At 73.5% G+C, this 5,039-nt stretch carries 1 protein-coding gene; it reads right to left on the minus strand.

Annotated features, from left to right (window positions below; translation table 11 throughout):
* Positions 1–5,008: type I polyketide synthase (locus H5J31_RS39340; RefSeq protein ID WP_328701735.1), on the minus strand; the 5,008-nt coding region annotated here is incomplete at its 3' end.
* Positions 5,009–5,039: the final 31 nt, after the last annotated feature.

The following is a 5,039-nucleotide window of genomic DNA, read 5'->3' on the forward strand; positions in this document are numbered from 1 at the left end:
CGTGGCGCTGCTCCATCAATGCGTCGAGGTGGGCGTTCGCGGCGGCGTATGCCGCCTGGCCGGCACTCCCCACCGCGCCGGCGAAGGCCGAGAAGACCACGAAGGCGTCCAGGTCACCGGTCAGGTCGTGCAGGATCCGCGCACCCTCCACTTTGGACTTCAAAACCGCGTCGACCCGCTCGGCCGTCAAGCCGTCCAGCATGCCGTCGTCGAGTACACCGGCGGTGTGCACCACAGTGGACACCGGATGTTCGCGCAGCAGACCGGCCACGGCCTCGCGGTCGGTGACGTCGCAGGCGGCGATGGTCACCTCGGCGCCGAGCGCACGGAGTTCGGCTTCCAGCGCCGAACTCCCCGGTGCGCCGGGGCCACGACGACTGGTCAGCACGAGGTGCCGGGCGCCGCCCTCGGCGGCCCAGCGGGCGACCCGCGCACCCAGCGCGCCGGTCCCGCCGGTGATCAGCACGGTCCCGGACGGCCGCCAGGTGGTCTCCACCGGATCGGCGGCCCGCACCAGCCGCCGGGCGAAGACCCCGGACGGTCGCACCGCGAGCTGATCCTCGACCCCGGCCAGCGCGCCGAGCACCTGGGCGAAGGTCCGGTCGTCGGCCTTGGCCGGCAGGTCGAGGAGACCGCCCCACCGCGCCGGTTGTTCGAGCCCGGCCACCCGGCCGAGACCCCAGATCTGCGCCTGAGCGGGATCCGCGACGCGGTCGGACGGCCCCGTCGACACCGCGCCACGGGTGATCGCCCAGCAAGGCGCGGCGAGCCCCGCGTCGTTCAGTGCCTGGACGAACGCGATGGATGTGAGCACGCCCTCGCCTGCCAGGCCCAGCAACGAGACCACGCCGGTCACTCCCTCACCGGCCGCGCGAAGGCGGTCGGCGAGGCTCTCGCGATCGGTGTCGGTCACGCCGAAGGACACCGCATGCGCACCGAGCGCCGACAGCAGGCCGCTGACGGCTTCGTCGTCCTGAAGTCCTTCGGGGAACGCCACCAGCCACCGGCCGGACGGCGGACCGCCGGGCTGGGACACCGGCCGCCAGTCCGCCCGATACCGCCAGGAGTCCACAGTGGACTTCTCGGTGCCACGCCGTCGCCACGCGGACAGCGCGGGCAGCACCGTGGCGAGGTCCTCCTCGCCGACCTGCAGCGAGGCGGCCACCGCCTCGGCGTCCTGGCGGTCCACCGCTTCCCAGAACCCAGGATCGCCGTCCCCCTGGCCCGCCGGGGCGGGTGCGGCGGCGGTCAGCCAATACCGCTCCCGCTGGAACGCGTAGGTCGGCAGCTCCGGCCGGGCGCCGCCGACGACGCTGCTCCAGTGAACGCCCGCGCCCCGCACGTGGAGGCGGGCGAGCGCGGTCACCGCGGTGCGCACCTCGGGCCGATCCCGGTGCAGCAGCGGGACGAAGTCCGTCCCGGCGGCGTCGGGCAGGCAGTCACGCGCGGCCGCGCAGAGCGTGCTGTCCGGGCCGACCTCCAGGAACGTCGTGACCCCGAGGCCGTGCAGCATCCGGACGCCGTCGGCGAACCGGACGGCCCGGCGCACATGCGCCAGCCAATAGCCGGGCGAGGCGAGGTCGTCGGTGACCGCGCCGGTCAGGTTCGACACCACGGGAATCTCCGCGGCACCGAACGTCAAGGTCTCCAGCACCGCTTGGAACTCGGGCAGCATCGGCTCCATCAGCGGGGAATGGAACGCGTGGCTGACCCGGAGGCGCTTGGTCCGGTGACCCCGCGCGGCGAGGTCGGCCGCGACACGCAGCACCACCTCTTCCGTGCCGGACAGCACCGCGGCGCGGGGGCCGTTCAAGGCGGCGATGCCGGCGTGTTCCTCGGCTCCGCTCAGCAGCGGCAGGATTTCCTCCTCGGCGGCCTCCACCGCCACCATCGCCCCGCCGGACGGCAGTGCCTGCATGAGCTTCCCGCGGGCGGCCACCAGTTTGCAGGCGTCCTCCAGCGACAGCACCCCGGACACGTGCGCGGCGGCGATCTCGCCGACGGAGTGCCCCATCAGGTAGTCCGGCCGCACCCCCCAGGACTCGGCGAGCCGGAACAGCGCGACCTCGACGGCGAACAGCGCCGCCTGTGCGTGCACGGTCTGGTCCAGCAGGTCGCCACCGGCGTAGGTCACCTCGGCCACCGACACGCCGAGCAGCTCGTCCAGCCGGGCGCAGACCAGCGCGAAGTGCTCGGCGAACACCGGGAACTCCGCGGCCAGTTCGCGGCCCATGCCCAGGCGCTGCGAACCCTGCCCGGTGAACAGGAAGGCGACCTTGCCCTTGCCCTGTTCCCCGCGCACCACCCCGGCGGCGGACTCGCCTGCGGCCAGGACGTCGAGGGCTCGCGCGAGCTCGGCGCGATCGGCGCCGAGTACCACCGATCGGTACGGCAGTGCCGACCGTCCGGTGGCCAGCACGTTGGCGACGTCCGCCGGTACCGCCGCCGGATCGTCCACAATGGACCGGAGCCGGACCGCCTGTGCCCGCAGGGCCCGCTCGCTCTTGGCGGAGAGAACCCACGGCACCACCGAGGGCGAGCGCGCGGGCTCCGGTGCCGCCGGTGGCGGCGCCTGCTCCAGGATGATGTGCGCGTTCGTGCCGCTGATACCGAACGAAGACACCCCGGCGCGGCGCGGCGCGGCGTCGTCCGGCCAGTCGCGGGCTTCGGTCAGCAGGGAGACAGCGCCCGCCGACCAGTCGACACGGGAAGTCGGCTCCGCGGCGTGCAGGGTCCTCGGGAGCGAACCGTGCCGCATCGCCATGACCATCTTGATCACGCCCGCCACACCCGCCGCGGCCTGCGTGTGGCCGAGGTTGGACTTCACCGAACCCAGCCACAGCGGCCGATCCCGGTCCTGCCCGTAAGTCGCCAGCAACGCCTGCGCCTCGATCGGGTCACCCAGCGCGGTACCCGTTCCGTGCGCCTCCACAGCGTCCACATCGGACGGTGCCAAGCCCGCACTCGCCAAGGCCTCACGAATCACCCGCTGCTGCGAAGGACCGTTCGGCGCGGTCAATCCGTTCGACGCGCCATCGGAATTGATCGCGCTCCCGCGCACCACCGCGAGCACCCGGTGACCGTGACGTTCGGCGTCCGACAGCCGCTCCACCAGCAGCATCCCGGCACCCTCGCCCCAGCCCGTGCCGTCGGCACCCTCGGCGAACGCCTTGCACCGGCCGTCCGCGGCCAGCCCGCCCTGCGCGCTGAACCCTTCGAAGGCGGTAGAGGTCGACATGATGGTCACCCCGCCGGCGAGTGCCAGCTCGCACTCCCCCTGCCTGAGCGCTTGCGCGGCCCAATGCAGCGCGACCAGCGACGACGAGCAGGCGGTGTCCACCGTGACCGCCGGGCCCTCCAGCCCGAAGGAGTAGGCGACCCGGCCCGACACCACGCTCGGCGTGGTGCCGATCATCAGGTGTCCCTCCACGGCGTCCGGCAGGTCCCCCGCGCCGACGCCGTAACCCTGCGGCCCCGCGCCGACGAAGACGCCGGTCCGGCTGCCCTTCAACGTCGAGACGTCGATACCGGCGTGCTCGAACGCCTCCCAGGAGGTCTCCAGCAGGATCCTCTGCTGCGGGTCCATCGCCAGCGCCTCACGCGGGGAGATCCCGAAGAATTCGGCGTCGAACTCGGCCGCGTCGTGGATGAACCCGCCCTCGTGGGCGTAACCGGCGTCCGGCTGCCAGCCGCGATCGGTGGGGAAGGCGGAGACCGCGTCGCCGCCTTCGGCCAGCAGCGCCCACAGATCCGACGGCGAGGCGACACCGCCAGGGAACCGGCACCCGATGCCCACGATGGCGATCGGCTCGTCGGTCACCGTGGCCGTCCTGGTCACCACGGCGGCGGCCGCGGTGTCACCGGACAGTTCGGTGCGCAGGTACCCGGCCAGAGCCTCGGGTGTCGGGTAGTCGAACACGAGGGTCGCGGTGAGCTTGAGACCGGTCGCCTCGGTCAAGCGGTTGCGCAGCTCGACGGCGGTGAGCGAGTCGAAGCCCAGTTCGCGGAACGACGAACCACCGGAAACGGCGTCGGGGCCGGCGTAACCGAGCACGGCGGCGGCCTCGGTGCGGACCAGGTCCAGCAGGAACTCCTGGCGAGCGGTTTCGGGCAGTGCCCGCAACCGGATGGAGAGCGCCGACTCCGCCGGTTCGGCGACCGCGTCGACGGCGTCGAACTCGGTCACGGCGTCCAGCAGCGGGCTGGGCCGGTGTGCGGTGAACACCGGGACGAACCGCGGCCAGTCGACGTCCGCGACGGTGACGGTGACCTCGTCGTGGTCGAGCGCGTGCCCGAGCGCCGCGGTGGCCAGTTCCGGGTCCAGCCCGGTCAGGCCGAGCCGCTGCAGCTGCGCCCCGGCCTCGCCGGCGGCCATGCCGTCGCCCGCCCACGGGCCCCACGCCACCGACGTGCCGCTGAGACCCTGGCCGCGACGCAGTTCCACCAGCGCGTCGAGGTAGGCGTTTGCCGCGGCGTAACCGCTTTGCCCCGCGCTGCCCCAGGTGGCGGCGATCGAGGAGAAGACCACGAAGGCGTCCAGGTCCTCGGTGAGCTCGTGCAGGTGGCGGGCACCCGCCACCTTGGCGGCCGCCACCTCGGCGAACTCGGCGGGATCGGTGTCGGCCAGCGCGGTCAGCTGCGGCACACCCGCCGCGTGCACGACCGTCCGCACCGGGGCGCCGTCGTCGGCGAGCCGGCGCAGGAGTCCCTCCACCGCCGCGCGGTCGGTGACGTCGCAGGCGGCCAGCGTGACCGCCGTGCCGAGTGCGCGGAGTTCATCGGCGAGTTCGGTAGCTCCTTCGGCCCGCGCGCCGCGACGCCCGCAGAGCACCAGGTGCTCGGCGCCACGGCCGGCGAGCCACCGGGCCACCTGGGCACCGAGCGCGCCGGTGCCGCCGGTGAGCAGCACGGTGCCCGTCGGCCGCCAAGCCGGCGGCTCCTCGCCGGAAGGCTCCGCGCGGACGAGCCTGCGGGCGAAGGTTCCCGACGGCCGGACCGCTCCTTGCACAGCCCGACAGCCTCCTTCGTGACATCGAGAA

This window comes from Amycolatopsis pittospori, from assembly GCF_013870525.1.
Lineage (GTDB): Bacteria > Actinomycetota > Actinomycetes > Mycobacteriales > Pseudonocardiaceae > Amycolatopsis > Amycolatopsis pittospori.